The sequence below is a fragment of the Halorubrum shenae genome (assembly GCF_051194165.1).
In the GTDB taxonomy this organism is placed as follows: Archaea; Halobacteriota; Halobacteria; order Halobacteriales; family Haloferacaceae; genus Halorubrum.
In genome coordinates this window covers 1-16573 of sequence record NZ_JBLZNI010000020.1, presented here as the reverse complement: position 1 = coordinate 16573, position 16573 = coordinate 1, and the positions used below count along the sequence as shown (strand labels likewise).

Annotated in this window: 20 protein-coding genes; 10 read left to right on the top strand and 10 right to left on the bottom strand. The window is 64.6% G+C overall.

Annotation, left to right across the window (positions count from 1 at the left end; genetic code table 11):
* The first annotated feature begins 216 nt into the window (after positions 1–216).
* The gene (locus ACNS88_RS15695) at positions 217–477 is read left to right on the top strand and encodes a DUF8044 family membrane protein (RefSeq protein ID WP_435099610.1); all 261 of its coding nucleotides are present in this window, start codon (positions 217–219) and stop codon (positions 475–477) included.
* 42 nt (positions 478–519) lie between these two features.
* Here ACNS88_RS15695 and ACNS88_RS15690 read toward each other — a convergent pair whose 3' ends face one another.
* Both ACNS88_RS15690 and ACNS88_RS15685 read right to left on the bottom strand, forming a co-directional pair.
* Entirely contained in the window at positions 520–840 is a 321-nt protein-coding gene (locus ACNS88_RS15690; RefSeq protein ID WP_435099607.1) for a HalOD1 output domain-containing protein, read from the bottom strand.
* 136 nt (positions 841–976) lie between these two features.
* Positions 977–1768: a TrmB family transcriptional regulator gene (locus tag ACNS88_RS15685; protein WP_435099604.1), complete on the bottom strand. Its 792-nt coding sequence runs from the start codon at positions 1766–1768 to the stop codon at positions 977–979.
* Between the two features lie 385 nt (positions 1769–2153).
* Between ACNS88_RS15685 and ACNS88_RS15680 the strand changes: the two genes are divergently transcribed.
* From ACNS88_RS15680 to ACNS88_RS15670, 3 genes are all read left to right on the top strand, one after another.
* A complete protein-coding gene (locus ACNS88_RS15680) occupies positions 2154–2975 on the top strand; it encodes a TrmB family transcriptional regulator (RefSeq protein WP_435099600.1) in 822 nt (273 codons plus the stop codon).
* 95 nt (positions 2976–3070) lie between these two features.
* A complete protein-coding gene (gene aglF / locus ACNS88_RS15675; protein WP_435099597.1) occupies positions 3071–3856 on the top strand; it encodes a UTP--glucose-1-phosphate uridylyltransferase AglF in 786 nt (261 codons plus the stop codon).
* A 60-nt stretch (positions 3857–3916) separates the two neighbouring features.
* Positions 3917–4096, top strand: a complete 180-nt coding sequence (locus tag ACNS88_RS15670; protein ID WP_435099594.1) for a DUF7511 domain-containing protein — start codon at positions 3917–3919, stop codon at positions 4094–4096.
* A gap of 39 nt (positions 4097–4135) precedes the next feature.
* Here ACNS88_RS15670 and ACNS88_RS15665 read toward each other — a convergent pair whose 3' ends face one another.
* Together ACNS88_RS15665 and ACNS88_RS15660 are read right to left on the bottom strand one after the other, a co-directional pair.
* Positions 4136–4939 (bottom strand): YihY/virulence factor BrkB family protein, encoded by an 804-nt coding sequence (locus ACNS88_RS15665; RefSeq protein ID WP_435099591.1) that lies wholly within the window; start codon positions 4937–4939, stop codon positions 4136–4138.
* Between the two features lie 224 nt (positions 4940–5163).
* The gene (locus ACNS88_RS15660; RefSeq protein WP_435099585.1) at positions 5164–5424 is read right to left on the bottom strand and encodes a HalOD1 output domain-containing protein; all 261 of its coding nucleotides are present in this window, start codon (positions 5422–5424) and stop codon (positions 5164–5166) included.
* A 278-nt stretch (positions 5425–5702) separates the two neighbouring features.
* Here ACNS88_RS15660 and ACNS88_RS15655 point away from each other — a divergent pair, with 278 nt between their 5' ends.
* Positions 5703–6500 (top strand): TrmB family transcriptional regulator, encoded by a 798-nt coding sequence (locus tag ACNS88_RS15655; protein WP_435099584.1) that lies wholly within the window; start codon positions 5703–5705, stop codon positions 6498–6500.
* Positions 6501–6534: 34 nt separating this feature from the next.
* On the opposite strand, the gene ACNS88_RS15650 is transcribed toward ACNS88_RS15655, so the two are convergent.
* The 4 genes from ACNS88_RS15650 to ACNS88_RS15635 all read right to left on the bottom strand — a co-directional run bounded on the left by ACNS88_RS15650 (position 6535) and on the right by ACNS88_RS15635 (position 10535).
* Positions 6535–7824, bottom strand: coding sequence for a nucleotide sugar dehydrogenase (locus tag ACNS88_RS15650; protein WP_435099581.1), 1290 nt, complete (start codon positions 7822–7824; stop codon positions 6535–6537).
* Positions 7821–8921, bottom strand: a complete 1101-nt coding sequence (gene wecB / locus ACNS88_RS15645) for a non-hydrolyzing UDP-N-acetylglucosamine 2-epimerase (protein WP_435099578.1) — start codon at positions 8919–8921, stop codon at positions 7821–7823. Before wecB ends, ACNS88_RS15650 begins: the two co-directional genes overlap by 4 nt.
* Complete coding sequence (locus ACNS88_RS15640) at positions 8918–10027, bottom strand: glycosyltransferase family 2 protein (protein WP_435099575.1); 1110 nt, start codon at positions 10025–10027, stop codon at positions 8918–8920. The genes wecB and ACNS88_RS15640 overlap by 4 nt, the downstream gene beginning before the upstream one ends.
* Positions 10028–10250: 223 nt before the next feature.
* The gene (locus tag ACNS88_RS15635) at positions 10251–10535 is read right to left on the bottom strand and encodes a PadR family transcriptional regulator (RefSeq protein WP_435099572.1); all 285 of its coding nucleotides are present in this window, start codon (positions 10533–10535) and stop codon (positions 10251–10253) included.
* Positions 10536–10741: 206 nt separating this feature from the next.
* On the opposite strand from ACNS88_RS15635, the gene ACNS88_RS15630 reads away from it, so the two are divergent.
* Positions 10742–11272, top strand: coding sequence for a DUF7344 domain-containing protein (locus ACNS88_RS15630; RefSeq protein ID WP_435099569.1), 531 nt, complete (start codon positions 10742–10744; stop codon positions 11270–11272).
* Positions 11273–11280: 8 nt separating this feature from the next.
* Here ACNS88_RS15630 and ACNS88_RS15625 read toward each other — a convergent pair whose 3' ends face one another.
* A complete protein-coding gene (locus ACNS88_RS15625) occupies positions 11281–11898 on the bottom strand; it encodes a DUF7344 domain-containing protein (RefSeq protein ID WP_435099566.1) in 618 nt (205 codons plus the stop codon).
* A gap of 288 nt (positions 11899–12186) precedes the next feature.
* Here ACNS88_RS15625 and ACNS88_RS15620 point away from each other — a divergent pair, with 288 nt between their 5' ends.
* The 3 genes from ACNS88_RS15620 to ACNS88_RS15610 all read left to right on the top strand — a co-directional run bounded on the left by ACNS88_RS15620 (position 12187) and on the right by ACNS88_RS15610 (position 14615).
* The gene (locus tag ACNS88_RS15620; protein ID WP_435099563.1) at positions 12187–13341 is read left to right on the top strand and encodes a Gfo/Idh/MocA family protein; all 1155 of its coding nucleotides are present in this window, start codon (positions 12187–12189) and stop codon (positions 13339–13341) included.
* 133 nt (positions 13342–13474) lie between these two features.
* Complete coding sequence (locus ACNS88_RS15615; protein WP_435099560.1) at positions 13475–13909, top strand: hypothetical protein; 435 nt, start codon at positions 13475–13477, stop codon at positions 13907–13909.
* 115 nt (positions 13910–14024) lie between these two features.
* Entirely contained in the window at positions 14025–14615 is a 591-nt protein-coding gene (locus ACNS88_RS15610) for a metal-dependent hydrolase (RefSeq protein WP_435099557.1), read from the top strand.
* Between the two features lie 53 nt (positions 14616–14668).
* On the opposite strand, the gene ACNS88_RS15605 is transcribed toward ACNS88_RS15610, so the two are convergent.
* On the bottom strand, positions 14669–15574 hold the full coding sequence (locus ACNS88_RS15605) for a sugar phosphate isomerase/epimerase family protein (protein ID WP_435099554.1): 906 nt from the start codon (positions 15572–15574) through the stop codon (positions 14669–14671).
* A 180-nt stretch (positions 15575–15754) separates the two neighbouring features.
* Between ACNS88_RS15605 and ACNS88_RS15600 the strand changes: the two genes are divergently transcribed.
* Positions 15755–16573: transposase (locus tag ACNS88_RS15600; protein ID WP_435099551.1), on the top strand; the 819-nt coding region annotated here is incomplete at its 3' end.

Below are 16573 nucleotides of genomic sequence, written 5' to 3'. Positions count from 1 at the left end.
CCCGTGATAACGAGCTGCCGCTCGGCGCCGGACCGCGCTTCGATCACGCCGTGGGCCGCGTTTCGCTCGCGCTGTGGCCCGCGTCGGCTTCACGACCTCGGCTTCGCGACCGGTCGTCGCAGTTCCCGTCTGGGCCGGTACGCGTTCTGGCGCGGCCGTCACGACCCGCCGGTTAGCACTGATATAACAACCCGTATCGAGGTGGTACCTCGCTCAATGGGTTCCGAACACCGCGCCGGGTTCCTCGTGACGCTGATCGCGTGGCTGCTCGCGTCGCTCGGCGTGTTGGTCGCGATCCGCGCGTTCACCCCGCAGAACTTCTTCGTCGTCTCCTTTATCGGCCTCCTGTCGGCCATGCAGCTGTACGCACCGACCAAGAGCGGGGAACGCTGGTGGCTCCCGATTCGGGCGCTCGTCGCGGTCTGTTTCGCGGTGTTCGGGTACGTCGTCTACCTTCAAGTCACGGCTGTCTTCTGAGGTCACAGGGTCTCGGGACGCGTTCGGAAGCCCCGCCTGGACTTACTCGGACTGCGCCTCGTCCGGGTCGACCTCGATCATGCCACCGCTGTCGACCCAGATGTAGGTCCCGTTGTACCTGAACGAGACCGCGATGTTCCCCTCCACCGCCGTCCCACCGGAGGTCAGGAGATTATCCAGGGCATCGACGTCGAACGCGTCGTACAGGGGAGGCATCTCTATCGCATCTTGTCCCTTCGCGGCCGCGACCGCCTCGATGACGGCCGTACTCGGGGCGTTCGAACCGTCCCACGCGGTCTGAACGGTCTCCGACGAGTCTCCAGTCTCTGTGCCTTCCGTCGGGCTCGCGTTATCGAATGTCATTGTCTTCCGACACCCTGAGACGGGGCGACGTCTCGTCCGACGTGTCTCCGAGTGATATCTATGCGCTTCATCATAGACGTACTATATCACCGACGCTAAAGAAGGTTTGTGAGGATACGGGTAACAGCTTGGTTCGCTACACGATGTTGCCGTTGAGCCACCCGAACATCGCCTTCAGAACGACCACGAGGCTGTTGTTCTCGCCGGCGCCCCAGATTGCCGTCTCGTCGCGCGCGCCCGACGGGTGTTCATCCTCCCCGTCCACGAGGACGCTCGCGAGCGTCCGACGACGGTCGACCATCAGGAGTCGCCCGGCGGGAACTCCGCTCCACGCCCGGGGAGAGTCGAGTCCGCACCCGTCCGGCAGGCGATCGTCGTCCGAGTCGGTCGCTGAGAAGTCCATCCCGGACACGTGGACTGCGACGTCGCGGTCGGCGGCGCTCTGGAGCGCGTCCACGACGTCGTCGGTCAAGAGGGCGTCGAGGGTCACGAGCACGACGGCGTCGCTCGCGTCGTCGACGAACTCGACGACCCGGTCCGACACCATCTCTCGCCCCGTGACCGTCCAGACGCCGCGTTGTTCCGCGTTCGGTGTCACCGGCTCCATCTCGCCGAGCGCCTCCGTCAGCGCGTCCGCCCGCCGCGTGTACTCCCTGCGGAACCGCCGACCGGTGGTCTCCGCCGACACCGCGGTGAACCGCTTGGGGGTGGACTGCTGGACGTCGACGAGGCCGAGCTTTCGGAGTTCGGCGGTCGCGTCGTAGACGCGTGTGCGGGGGACCTCCGCCAGCGCGCTCACGTCTTTCGCCGTTCCCTCACCGAGACTGGCCAGCGCGACGAACGTCCTGGCCGCGTAGGCGCTCAGGCCGAACGCTTCGAGCTGGTCGACGGCGGTTGACCGCGTGTCGTCCGAGTTGTTGGAAATCATCTGAAAGGTCGTCGTGTCGGTCGAAAACTACCCAAAGGGTAGCTTGGCATGTGGGCGCAGAGTGGTTGGGACCCTCTTTAGTCCCGCATGCCATCCACCTCTTCGTGACCCCGGGATATATTCTTATTGTGATTATGTGAGTGAACTACGACCGGATCGGAACTCGATCCGATCGCCGAGCCGACTACGGCTCTCGATCGGGTGTCGGATACTCCCTTCTCAGGTGCGTCGTTTCGGAGCGCACGCCTCCGCGATAGCAGTCGCTTCGGCTGGAATCGCGTATACGGATCGGCGTCAACGGAGTAGAAAAGGGGAAGTAACTTTCACGTTGGGGGTTAAAGGCGCAGTAGCTACGGAACTGTCAGTAGCAAAATGGTTGGGACCCATGAATGATCTATCGAATCACGAACAAGCGATCGAGTTGCTTCAGGAGCTCGGGCTCAAAGAGTACGAGGCCAAGGCGTTCGTCGCGCTCACTCGACTCCCGGAGGGGACCGCAAAGGAGATCAGCGAGATCTCCGAGGTTCCCCGTACGCGGGTCTACGACGCGGTCCGAGTCCTTGAAACGAAGGGGTTAGTCGAGATCCAGCACGCGAACCCGCAGCGGTTCCGCGCCGTCTCCATCGACGAGGCGGCCGAGACGCTTCGGCGCGAGTACGAGGACCGAGTCGATTCGCTCCGGACGACGCTCCGAGAGGTCGAGCCCGCGGTGCCGACCGACGAGACGGAGGTCACCCACGAGGTGTGGGCGCTGTCCGGAGAGCCGGCGATAGCGAGTCGGACATCGCAGCTGATCGACGAGTCGGACCGCGAGGTCGTCCTCGTGATCGGCGACGAGTCGACGTACACGTCCGATCTGCGGGACCGACTTCAGGCCGCCGGGAGTCGGGGAGTCAACGTCGTGATCGGGACCACAAACGAGTCGATACAGGAGCGCATCGAAAGCGATCTCCCCGACACGAAGGTGTTCGTCTCGGGACTGGAGTGGCTGAGCGCCTCGGCCGAATTCGACGACGAGACGGTAATCGGGCGGCTCCTCCTCGTCGACCGCAACACGATTCTCGTGAGCTCGTTCCACGAGGGCTCGGGAGACGGTCAGGACCACGAGCAGGCGGTGTTCGGGCGCGGGTTCGACAACGGGGTCGTCGCCATCACCCGCCGGCTGATGTCCACGGGGCTCCTCTCGACCCCGGACGCAGACGCGTGAGTTTGTAAACGCGACCACCCGAACGTGGCCCCGCGATCGGCTCGACACGCGTTAGGCGGCGTATACCCTTGACTCGGCGATCCAATCAACGACCCATGCAAGCAGTTGTACTCGCGGCGGGGAAGGGCACGCGCCTCCGACCGCTCACGGATGACAAGCCGAAAGTGCTCGTCGAGGTCAACGGAACGCCCCTTATCGAAGACGTCTTCAACAACCTGATCGGGGCCGGCGCGACCGAACTCGTCGTCGTCGTCGGCTACAAAGCCGAGCAGATCATCGACCGCTACGGCGATGAGTACGACGGCGTCCCGATCACCTACGCGCACCAGCGCGAGCAGCTCGGCTTGGCCCACGCGATTCTCCAGGCGGAGCCGCACATCGACGGCGACTTCATGCTGATGCTCGGCGACAACGTGTTTCGGGGCAACCTCGGCGATGTCACCAACCGCCAGCGAGAGGACCGCGCCGACGCCGCGTTCCTCGTCGAAGAGGTCCCCTACGAGGAAGCGTCCCGCTACGGCGTCCTCGACACCAACGAGTACGGCGAGGTCACCGAGGTCGTCGAGAAGCCCGACGACCCGCCGAGCAACCTCGTGATGACCGGCTTCTACACGTTCACGCCGTCCATCTTCCACGCGTGTCACCTCGTCCAGCCCTCCGACCGCGGCGAGTACGAGCTTCCCGACGCGATCGATCTTCTCATCCAGTCCGGGCGCACCATCGACGCCGTCCAGCTGGACGGCTGGCGGATCGACGTGGGCTACCCCAAGGACCGCGACCGCGCCGAGGATTGGCTCGACAAGGGGGCCACGACCGACGCGGCTGACCCGAGCGACACGGCCGACGCGGTCGAAGACGCCGAGGAACCGGTCGATGGCTGAGCTACCCCCGCGTTACGAGTTGCATTACGATGACCACCCGAGTCGCACTCACGGACACAGATGATCCCGACTGGGGAGCCCGACCACCAAGAACCGCCGATCCGGGCGACGATCGTTCGGTACGACGACGACCCCGACGAGTGTACGCTCCATCCGGAGGACCCCGACGACGACAGCAAACTGACGGAGTGGATCACGGCCGAGTCCGGGTACTACTTCCCGATCGCGTCCTGTCGCTGACGGCGGCGGGCGTCTCGCGGCGTTTTTTCGACGGGCGACTCACTCGATGACGGCGTTGACGACGGCCCCGAACAGGAGCGCGAGCGCGCCGAAGTAAAGCCACAGCAGGAACAGCAACACGATCCCGAGGAAGCCGTACGCCCGGTATTGGCCGGCGACCGTCGAGTACAGGTGAAACGCGGTCTCTAAGACGACCAGTCCGATAACGGCGGTGACGGTTCCGGGGAGAATCTCTCGAAACGACACGCGTCGGGGCGGTAAGACGTAGTACACCGGCAGTAACGCGACCAAGAGCCCGCCGAAAAGCACCGCGACGCCGACCGCTCTGGACGGGACGAACCGCTCGACGACCGGGAGTCCGAGGACCAACTGCGCGCCCACGAGAAGGACGATTCCGATTCCGATGGTCGTCATTACCGCTATCGCGTTGAGGAGCTGTCTCCCCAGCGGCGTCGTCGTCTCCGAGCCGTATATCCGGTCGAACGCCAGGTCGATCGCCCGGAACACCTTGAGCGCGCTCCAGGCGAGCGCGAGGGTCCCGATCGCCGTTGCGCCCGCGATACCTGACTGGTCGGTGAGCGCCGCGCTGACGACCGCCGTTCCCTCCGCCGAGAGGTAGGACTCGAACAGCGCGAGCACGCTCGCGGCGAACCGCTCGCCGCCGACCGCAGAGCCGATCGCGACCGCTAAGACGAGGGCCGGAACGACCGAGAAGAACGCGAAGAAGGCGATGCTCCCCGCCAGAAACGACAGTTCGCTTTCGCGACCGAGCACGACGATCGACCGACCGACCGCGGCGATCGACCGAACGGTCTCGATGGCGTGTGCCGGGTCGCGTCGCACGGTTCACGAAGGCATGCGACGGATATCGTTAGTCGGGGCGTAGTCGGCTCATCGCGGTAGCCGGCCCTCGCGGGCGTGGTATCCGGTTGATAACGAAGACGGTGGCGGGGGTGTTCAGACGTGTCCGTCGCCTCGTGATGGATCCCCCCACATTAACCGTCCAATTCACGGGTCGACGGGCGCTCCCTTCTGGACCGACTTGACCGCGCCATCGGAAGGCGTAGTCACGCGGTGTCGACGCCGACGAACCCGTCGCTGCGAACGGTCACGGCGTACCCGGCGTGTACGAACGAGACCATGACCGGACTCTGGGTCGATTCGTTCACACAGAGACCGTTGAGCGATTCCGGGTCGATTGTTTCGGCGAGGGTCGGAACCGCGTCCGGCTCGGTGTCGTCGGCGTCGCTCAACGCCTCGACCACGCCGATTACGGGAGACACGTCGTTCCAGTCGTATCGCCTGCTGACGAGGTACTCGTCGCTCATAGCGGCGCCCCTTCGATCCAATTGGAGGGACTTTGGGTTTGGCTCATGTACCGTTCCACCGTGTCCGCGATTGAATACTGATAAACATAGCTTTGTTGGAAGTCGGCGGGAGCCGTCTGCCGGAGAGTGGCCCTTCACCCTCGGGGATCGGAGGAACTGCGTTCAGTACGGGGTGTGAATCGTCAGGTGTGGGAGGCCCGTCCCGGCACGAATTCCCGGGAAACAGCGAACGTGGACTACCGGTCCCCTTTTTCCGGTGGTGTCACGTATATGGATGTATGGCGGAAAAGTCAACCGAACAACTAGAGTACGAGTGCGCCGATCTGCTCAAGAAGTTCGGCTTCACGGAGTACGAAGCCTACACGTTCGTCTCTCTCCTTCGACTCAAGACCGGCACGGCAAAGGACGTCGCAGAGATCGGCGACGTCCCCCGCACCCGGGTCTACGACGCGGTCGACGCCCTCAGCGAGGCGGGACTGGTCGATGTCCAACACGCGTCGCCCAAGAAGTTCACGGCGGTGTCACGGGAGAGCGCCCTCCGGAAACTCGATCTCCAACACGAGAACACCATCACGGAGTTGAGCGAACTGTTCGAGCAGCTCGAGCCCGCCGATCCGCGGCCTGACGAGTTCGCGGTGTGGACGGTCACGGGTCACGAGGCCGTCGCCAGTCGAATCCTCGAGTTCGTCGACGACGCTGAGGACGAACTCATCTACATGACCGTCGACGAACTCCTCACCGACGACCACCTCGACCACCTCGCGGCGGCCGAAGAGCGCGGCGTCGACATCTATCTCGCGGGCGTTTCCGAGTCCGTTCAGGCCGAGATTCAAGAGCGGATCCCCTCGGCCGAGCTATTCGAGACGCTGTGGGCGTGGAGCGATGAGGGAGCGGGAAGCCTGCTCATCACCGACAAGCGAACCGCCCTCGTGAGCGTCATCGCCGACCGAGACGGGACGAGAGGCATCCACGAGACGGGCGTCTGGGGGACCGGCGAGCGCAACAGCCTCGTCGTGGTGCTGCGGGCCATCTTCACGTGGCGACTGGACACCTTCACCGCCGAATCCGAGACGTAGTTCACCTCCGGGAAAATCGAACGCCGGAGCCCGCTCAGACGCGCCGGACGGAGAAGCCGGCGTCCCGCCACTGCCCCAGATCGAGGATCCCCGTCGCGTCGACGACGTTCGGCTCCGCCATCCGCTCGGCCAGTTCGGCGGGGTCGAGGTCAGCGAACTCGTCGTGGTCGGTGACGACGACGACGGCGTGGGCGTCCCGCGTCGCGTCGTCGAGGTCCTTGAGATCCAGCGTCGCGTCTTCGACGTGCGGGTCGTGGACGGCGACGCTCGTCGCGTCGGACACGCCGCCGTCGGTGGCGGGCGCTATCGTCTCCGAACCGTGCTGTAGCTCCCGCGCGAGCGCGAGCCCCGGACTCATCCGGGTGTCGTCGACGTTCCCCTTATAAGCCGCGCCGAGGACGGCGATCCGCGTCCCCCGCAGTTCGGGCACGAGCTCGCGGAGGAGCTCGACGACGAACCCGACCATCCCGTCGTTCACCCGCCGCGCGGCCGCGATCAGGTCGAGGTTGTCGGAGTCCTCACCCAGGAACCACGGATCGATCGGGAGGCAGTGCCCGCCGACGCCCGGGCCGGGCCGGAGGATGTCCACTCGCGGGTGGGCGTTCGCCATCTCGATCGCCTCGCGAGAGTCGATTCCGTAATCGTGGGCGAGCCGGGCGATCTCGTTCGCCAGCCCGATGTTCACGTCTCGGGCCGTGTTCTGAATGAGCTTGACGAACTCGGCGGTCGTCGGCCCGGCAGTCGAGCGGATCGTCCCGTCGACGAACGACTCGTACAGCGCCACCGACGCGGCCGTTGCTTCGGCGGTCACCCCGCCGACGATGCGGTCGTTCGCTCGGAGTTCCGCGATGATGTTGCCGGGCAGGACTGTCTCCGGGCAGTGTGCCAGTCCGAACTCCCCGTCCGCGCTCAGTCCCGACTCCTCTAAGATCGGCCGCATCTCCGAGTGGGTCGCCCCGGGCGGGACCGTCGATTCGAGGATGACCGTGTCCCCCTCGCGGAGGACGGGGCGGACGCCCCTCGACGCGGCCCGGACGTACTCCAGGTCGGCCCGCCGTACGTCCTCGTCGAACGGCGTCGGGACGCAGACGAGGTGGTACTCCGCGGGCACCACCTCGTCGACGACCGTCAGCCGGCCGTCGTCGAGCGCTTTCCCGACGAACTCCGCGAGTCCCGGTTCGCTCAGGCTCACGTCGCCCTCGCGAAGGGACGCAATGAGGTCGCTATCGACGTCGTAGCCGCGCACATCGTGGCCGGAGTTGGCGAGCATCGCGGCGGTCGGCAGCCCGATGTATCCCAGTCCGTGGACGCAGACGGTACTCACTGCGACACCTCCGTGGGGCGAGTCTTTAGCGGAAGCGCCTCCAGGATGCGCTCGGCGGCGTCGCCGTCGCCGAACGGGTTCTTCCAGTCGCTCGCGCCGAGCATCTCCGCGACGCTCTGTTCGATCCGCGCCGGGTTACAGGAGCTGAGTCGGTTCGCCCCGGCGTCGACCGTCTCGGGGCGTTCGGTGTTGTCCCGCATCGTCACGCAGGGGACACCGAGGACGCAGGCCTCCTCTTGGACCCCGCCGGAGTCGGTCAAGACGAGCTCGGCGGACGCCGTCGCCTGCAGGAAGTCGAGATACTCCAGCGGCTCTACCGCCCGGACGCGCGGCGGAAGGTCGATACCGAACTCCTCGACGCGGCTCCGAGAGCGGGGGTGCATCGGATAGATCACGTCGGCGTCGTGAGCGTCCCCGGCCCGCTGGGCGCCCTCGAGGAGGTTTATAAATCGCTCCTCGTCGTCGACGTTCTCCGCTCTGTGGGCCGTCAACAGGAAGTATCGCGAGCCGTCGAGACCCAGGTCCGCGAGGACCGTGCTCTTCTCGCGGGCGATACTGAGGTTCCGGTCTATGGCGTCGACCACGGTGTTCCCCGTGACGGTGATCCGGAACGCCGAGATTCCCTCGCGGAGGAGGTAGTCCTCGCTCCGCTCGGTCGGCGCGAAGTGGTAGTCCGCGACGTGGTCGGCAAGTACCCGGTTGGTCTCCTCGGGCATCCTCCGGTCGAAGCTCCGGAGCCCCGCCTCGACGTGACCGAGTTCGGTGTCCATCTTGCTGGCGGCGAGCGCGCCGGCGAGCACGCTGTTGGTGTCTCCCTGAACCAACACGATTTCCGGCGTGGTCTCCTCGATCGCGCGCTCGACCCCGACGAGCATCTCCGCGGTCTGTTTCCCGTGGGACTTGGATCCGACGGCCAAGTCGTAATCCGGGTCCGGCAGGTCGAGCTGGTCGAAGAACACCGAGTCGAGGTTGTCCGAGTAGTGCTGTCCGGTGTGGACGATCACGTACTCGATTCCCCGCCGCTCGCACGCCTGTATGACGGGAGCGAGCTTGATGATCTCGGGTCGCGTCCCGAGGACGAAGACGATCTCGGTCATTCGGCCTCACCCTCCCTCGGCTGGGTCACTTCACCGCCGTCCTGGAAGACGGGGAACCGTTGGCTCCTCGTGACCTCTCGGTCGGCGTCCACCTCCGGCCCCGGCTTCAGTGGCTCGGGGATAAACCGGACGAGACCGTCGTTCTCCGACACGTCGAACCACATTCCGAGGGTCAACAGCAGCCCGCCGAGAGCCCCCACGGAGACAGACAGCATGCCGCCGAGGAACGCGTCGACGCCCGGCGACGCGAGTGTGTAGACCCCGCCGAAGATTCCGGTGAGCGTGACCATCGCACCCAGCGCGTAGCAGACGACCAGCGGGTGGAACCGCCGGAGGACGTACGATCGCCCGATGCGTTCGACGAAGTTCTTCGCTAGAAGCGTCGAGAGCCGGGGCACGAACGTCGCGTACCGGATGGTGCTCGTTTCGTCGCCGTACACCGAGGGATGGGAGATGTCGGCGATCTCTCTCCGGTCGAGGTTGAGCGCGAACAGGAGATGGTTAAGGAAGCCGTAGTCGTCGCAGAGACGCTCGAACCGAACCTGCCGGAGCCCGTCGTTCGAGATCGCCGTGAAGCCGTTCTGCGGATCGGTGACCTCCCAGTACCCGCTGGAGATGCGTGTGAGGAAAGTCAACAGGATATTCCCGAACAGCCGCCAGCGCGACATCCGCTCGTAATCCCGCCGGGAGCTGAGTCGGTTCCCCTTCGCGTACGTCACTTCGCCCGCGGCGACGGGGTCGACGATCCGTTCGAGGTGAGCGGGATCCATCTGTCCGTCGCCGTCCATCACGGCGATGACATCGACCCCGTCGTCGAGTGCGCGCGAGTACCCAGTCTTGACCGCCGCTCCGGCGCCGCGGTTCCGTTCGTGTTGGATCGTGACGACGCGCGATGGGCCGGCACCGCGCTCGGGCGACGACTGGGCGGCCCGACTGTTGATCCGGCGGGCGCAGTCGCGCATCTCCGCCCACGTCTCGTCGGTCGACGCGTCGTCGACCGCGTAGATCCGGTCGACGTATCCGGGCATCGTCTCGATCACCTCGCCGATGCGGCCGCTCTCGTTGTACGCCGGAACGACGACCCCGACGCTCTGTCCGTCGTACATCGTCAGATCCTCCCCCCGTGTCGTGCCGTGGTCGCCCCGGCCCGCCGGGTCCGGAACTGCCGTCGGCGTTTCTCGGCGTCTCTGGCGTTGGCTATGATCATGATGGTGTGAGAGTGTCCTCGCGTGCGAGGCCCGAACGCAACGCGAAGCGGCTGACTGTACAGCCGTCGGCAGCGCGGTTCGTTATACGCCCCATCACCCGGTCGCACGGTTGATGGTGCGTTCATAACTCCACGTAGCGGTCCTCCCATTTTCGCCGTGCCTGGAGCGCCTCGAACCCCTCCTCGGTTACCTGATAGAAGTTGGTCCGACGGTCGATCTCCCCCTTTTCGACGTATCCCTTCTTCACCAGCGTGTCGAGGTTCGGATACAGCCGTCCGTGGGTGATCTCGTCCATCACCGTCTCGAGCTCGGTCTTAATCTCTTGTCCCGAGGGGTCTGTTTCCCCGACGACCACGTAGAGAAGGTCTCGCTGAAAGCTAGTCAGTTCGAAAAGCGGGTCTGTCATGCCGTAACTGTGACTCTACAAGCCTTTCGTTATAGACGTGTGAACGAGAGTGTCGAGAAAATCAACCAGTTGTGCAGTGACTAGCGATTTCTTCGCTCCCGATATGGACGTGATAACAAACTGAGTGAGGCGTCATGTGTCTGCTATCCGCCCGTCCCCGTCGAGAGAAGGGGGCGAAAGTTGCTGTCCGGTCACGAGACTACCCTATGAACTCGACGGAGGAACTCACCAAAGACGAAGTGTTCGAGGTATTGAGCAGCTCACGGCGCCGACAGATCCTGTATCACCTGCATCGGCGCGGCGGGCGTGCGGACCTCCGTTCCCTGGCCCGCGACACGGCGACGGAAGAGACGGACGAGACAGACGAGACGGTCGACAGCGATGTCGTCAAGCGGTTCTACATCTCGCTGTACCAGACTCACATTCCGAAGCTGGAACAGGTCGGGCTGGTGCAGTACGACGGCGACGACAAGACCGTCACGCTCACCGACCGAGTCGACGACGTCGCTCGCGTTCTAAACGAAGACACCGAGCCGGACCGCCAGTGGCCGGTCTACTACGGCGCGCTCGCGCTGGTTGGCGTGGCGATCGGCGTCGCCCAGCTCCTCACGATGTTCTCGGCGCTTCCGAGCCTGCTATTTGCCGGGTCCGTCATGTTGCTTGCGGCGTTCCAGTACTACGAGACGTTCGTTAAACGCGGGGAGTACACGTTTCTCGAGCGACTGGTAAGTGACTGAGACCGCGGTCAGTCCAAGTACTGAACGCCGACGATCGCGATGATTCCGACGACGCACAGCAGCGTCCAACCGGCCGCCGGCACGGCCGAGAGCGCGCCGATCCCGAGCGTCCCGAGTCCGACGACAGCGACGACGGCGGCGGCGATCGCGGGCGCGAGCCACTCCCGGTCGGGGGCCGCTTCCTCGTTTCCGTCCCCGTCGACAGGGTCCATGTACTTTAACAGCTGGGACACCGAGTCCTGCAGTTCGATCGTCCCGCGGTTCTTGTCGTACTCGACGACTCCCAGCGTGTCCATCTTCGGGAGGTGACACTGGTAGAGGCCGATGTACACTCGCTTCCGCTGATCGGACGAGAGCTCCCGGACCGTGATATCGTTCTCGTCCGCTGCGATGTGTTCGGCGACTTCGTTGAGCTCCGCGTAGCCGTCGTGCGCGCGGAGGTACTGAATGATGCTACGCCGGCGGCTGTTCTTCAGAAGATCGAAGATCTCCCCCTTATCGAGGGACGACCCGTTCGACCGAGACGTTTTCCCGATCTCATCCAGATTCGATACGTCGTCGGTCGATGTTTCGGGATCGGACCCGAGCTGTTCCCCGCTAAGTGACCCCGAATTTCCCGCGCTCATATTTCTGCTCACGCGACGTACTGTCTTAGATATAATGAAGTTAACGTATTCTAACAATACAGATACGCAATAAACCAGTTCATAACCGTTTCATCGCCGATCGACGGCTCGACTGACCTGATAACTCCGTTCCAGACCGGCACGCTCTGCGGTCCGACCGGCACGCTCTGCGCTCCGGGCGACACGCTCTGTGCTTCGTCTGGGTCGTCCGACAGTCCGACCGATCCGGCGACCGCCGATCCCGTTAGCAGACGTATACTCTTCCTTTTGCCCTCTGTGAAGGCTATAATGACATACCGTGTCGCGATAATCGGTACTGGAGAGGACCCCGAGACGCGTGATCGAGACGGCTACGCGATGGCGTACCGCCACGCGTCCGGGTATCAGCGCCTCGACTCGTGTTCGCTCGTCGCCTGCGCGGACATCGTTCCGGAAAACGCCGAAGCGTTCGCGGAACACCACGGGCTCGACGACGACGCCGTCTACGAGGACCACGAGACAATGCTCGAGGAGGCCGAGCCAGACATCGTGAGTATCTGTGTACCCCCGGCGATCCACGCCGGCCTCGTCGTCGACAGCGCGTCCGCGCGGTCGGTCGACGCGGTTCACTGCGAGAAGCCCATGGCGACGGCGTGGGACGACTGCAAACGTATGGTGGAGGTCTGCGACCGCGAGGACGTTCAGCTGACGATCGACCACCAGCGCCGGGTCGCCGAACCGGTGCTGCGGGCGAAGGAACTCCTCGACGACGGGGAGATCGGCGAGCTCGAACGCGTAGAGTGGTCCGAGGTGAACCTCTTCGACGCCGGCTCCCACCTCTTCGACCTCTGTGACCTCTTCGTGGACGGCGCGCGCGCGGAGTGGGCGCTCGCGGCGATCGACTGCTCGCACGAGAACCGATGGTTCGGCTCCCTCAACGAAACGCGGTCGATCGCGCAGTGGCAGTACGCGGACGGCACCATGGGAGTCGCGTCGACGGCGGAGGACGGGGTGACCACCGTCGACGCGTACCTCCGGCTCGTCGGCGAGGACGGGACGATCGAGATACAAGCGGACGACGGGACGGCGCTCCGGGTCCGAACCGACGGGAAGTGGCGGACCGTCGACACCGACGAGAGCGTGTACGGGCCGACGCCCGGAATCGCCCGCGCGGCCCTCAGTAAGGCCACCGGGTTCCTGCCGGGCGTGACGTGGCCCACGGACCCGCCGACCCACTACGAGAAGGCGATCGAACACCTCGTCGACGCGCTGTCGACCGAGACGGAGCCGGTCTTTTCCGGCCGGCGCGTCCTCCGTGGGACCGAACTGGTGTTCGCGAGCTGGGAGTCCGCGCGGCGGCGGGGACGTGTCCACCTCCCGCTTGACGTGGAGGGGAATCCGCTCGAAGAAATGTACGATGCCGGACAGCTCGGCGGGATGGACGACTGGCCCGATAGCGCGTAACCAGGCGCAATCTGCTGGTTCTCCGAGCTCTCTGTTCGGGGTTGAAACCAGTCGTTCATCGGGACAGTCATCCCTCGCCGGATATATAAGAAACCAAATACTTATAGCCGTTAATCGGATATTAACGGCCGCAATGGCACACAAGCTGGCACACAGACTGCAGTCGACGGGGGAGCATCCCCCAGACATCGATCGAGACGGGTCCGGATCCACCGGCGTCACGCGTCGGAGATACGTTCGGCTCGGCGGGGCGGCGGTCGCGACGATCGCGGCGCTCGGCGGTCGGCCGAACGGCGTCGCCGCGGCGTCGGCGGACGACGCTGACGACCGCGAACGGCTGATCCGGATCCGCGGGTCCGGAGCTCCGTCCACGTACGAGGTGACCGCTGACGGTGAACTCATCGCTGACGAGGCGGCGGGTCAAGCCACCGGTCATGTCTCCGGATCGACCGCGGAGGGCGCGGTCACGAGCGACGACCACGGCTACCGATTCCGCGGCAAGATCTACGACGTCACCGTCGACGGCGACGCCGATGTCGTGCTCGACGGAGAGACACTCGAACGATAACCGGGCTGCGCGGCGATCCGGGTCCGACTGCGATATCGACTGCAACCGCGACGGGAGAGGACGGCTCTCCGATACCCTATCTATTACTACCACTGACCGTCTTGTCCCTCACCACATGTGGCCCTGGGAGCACGCGCTGTTCGCATACATCTGTTACTCGACGTACGTTCACGGCAGGTATCGGTCGCGACCCCGGGACGCCCCCGCGGTCGCGCTCGCGTTCGGCGCCGTCCTCCCGGACCTGATCGACAAGCCGCTCGCGTGGGAGTTCAACGTGTTCGGGACCGGGTACGCGGCGGCCCACTCGCTGTTTCTCGGCGTTCCGGCGGCGTTCGTCGTGTACGCGCTCGCGAAGCGCCGACGCGCCGGAGCGGTCGGCGGCGCCTTCCTGATCGGATACGTGCTCCACCTCGTCGGCGACGTGCTTCCCGCGTCGCTGTCGCGCGGGCGACTCGAGCTCACTCCGGTTCTGTGGCCGATCGCCGATCCCCTCCCGTCGCCCCACCGCGTCTCCTTCGTTGAGGGCGTTTACGGGCTGTTGACCGAGTATATCGCGCGACTGCTCACCCTGGAGCTCACCCCCGTCATCGCGCTGCAGCTCGGTTCGGTCGTGTTCGGCGTCACGCTGTGGCTTGCCGACGGTCGCCCCGGCCTCTCGCTAATCACGGGTCCGTTTCGGCGAGCAGTCAAGCGAATCCGGGCCTGAAGCCCTCGGGTCCGTCTCGTTCTCGACGGGTCTGTCGGGTCGCTAACGTACCCTCACGCGATCCGATCGAGCGTCGCCCGACCTCGGTAGACCGCCGCCTCGGGGTCCGACGGGTCGTCGTCCTCGAACACGAGCCAGTCGACGTCGGCCTCCCGTGAGGCCCGGAGGACCCGGTCGAGGTCGAGAATTCCCTCGCCGGGCGGGACCGACTGGAACGCCGGCGGGAAGCGGCGCGTTCGCGCGACATCGGCGATGTGGATCAGCGACAGTCGGTCTCCGAGCAGTTCGAACACGTCGACCGGGTCGTACCCGCCCGCGGAGACCCATCCGACGTCGACCTCGAAGCTAAGCGTGTCGGTGCGAAACGCGAGCTGACCGAGTCCGGTCGCCTCCACGGTTCGGTCCCCCCCGTTGACGGTCATGTCGACGGCTTCGGCCACCAACTCCCAGACGAACCCCGGAGACGGGAGGTTCGCGGGGATCCCGAGCCCGAACCGGTCGAGAAGCGGCAGAAACGGGTCTTTCGAGGTGTGATACGAGAGTCGGAGTCCGTGGCTATCCACCTGGTCCGCGAGGCCGTCGAGCCGCCTCGCGAGCCCGTCGACGTGCGTCGTCGTCCGGAAGTAGCCGGCGCCGAGGTGCGGGATGACGACGTGGTCACAGCCGACGCGGCGACAGCGGTCGGCGATCGACTCCAGGTCTCCCTCCAGCGCGCGCAGGTCGACGTGCGCGGCCACGGGTTCGACGCCCGTCTCATCGAGGGCCTCTCGGACCGCGTGGGGGTCCGCATCGAGGAATCGGCCGGCGAACTCGACTCCCTCGTAGCCGGCGTTAGCCACCCGTCGGATCGTTTCCGGCAGGGGTTCGTCGATGTCCCGAAGCGTGTGCAGCTGTATCGCCGAGCGCGGGCGCGACTCTGCCGCCCGTTCCGCTGGGTCCGCTGATTCTGACCGAGTCATTGTCCGGTATCCGACCTGTCGGGTGGAAGTAATGGATCGCCTATCGTTCTACGAGGAGAGAATCCCGGCGTTTACGCCGGGAGTGAATCCGACAACGCTGACTCAATCCCTCACGGACGGCAGATTGGATATTCCACGCACATCCACACCATTAAGTTAGTTTGTCTACATAGGCTATGTATGGCGATTAAGGCCACACGCACCTACGTTGGTTCCATCCAGAACCACCAACAGGTTTGCGATGGCCTTGATTCGCTCGGAGACTCTGCCTCGAAAATCTGGAACGTCGCACGATGGACAGCCGATCGTATCTGGGACGCAACCGGCGAGATCCCGAACGGGAGCGTGCTGAAATCGTATTTGAAGAACCAGCCGTGCTGGAAAGACTTGAACGCACAATCCAGTCAGAAAGTCATCGAAGAACTTTCTGACGCTTTCCAGTCATGGTTCGATCTGCGACACAAGTTCACTGAGGCGAATCCACCCGGCTACCGCAAACACGGCGACACCCGACCGCGCAGTACGGTGACGTTCAAAGAAGACGGGTTCAAACACGACCCCAAGAACAACCGCGTCCGACTCTCGAAAGGCTCGAATCTGAAAGAACACTTCTCAGACTTCCTGCTTTGCGAGTACCAGACTCGACCAGACGTTGACCTCTCGGAAGTCAACAGCGTACAGAACGTTCGTGCCGTCTGGACTGGTGAGAAATGGGAACTCCACTTCGTCTGTAAGGTCGAGCTCGAATCTGCCGACCCAGCAGGCGACGGTGTTGCAGGGATCGACCTCGGAATTACAAATATCGCCACGATCGCCTTCCCCGACGAATACGTGTTGTACCCCGGCAACTCGCTCAAAGAAGACAAACACTACTTCACCAGAGCTGAGTACGACACTGAGGGAGAGAACGGCCCGTCAGAGCAGTCGATGTGGGCACGTCGGAAGCTCTCTGATCGTGAGACACACTACTACCACACGCTGACCGACGCCATCATTACG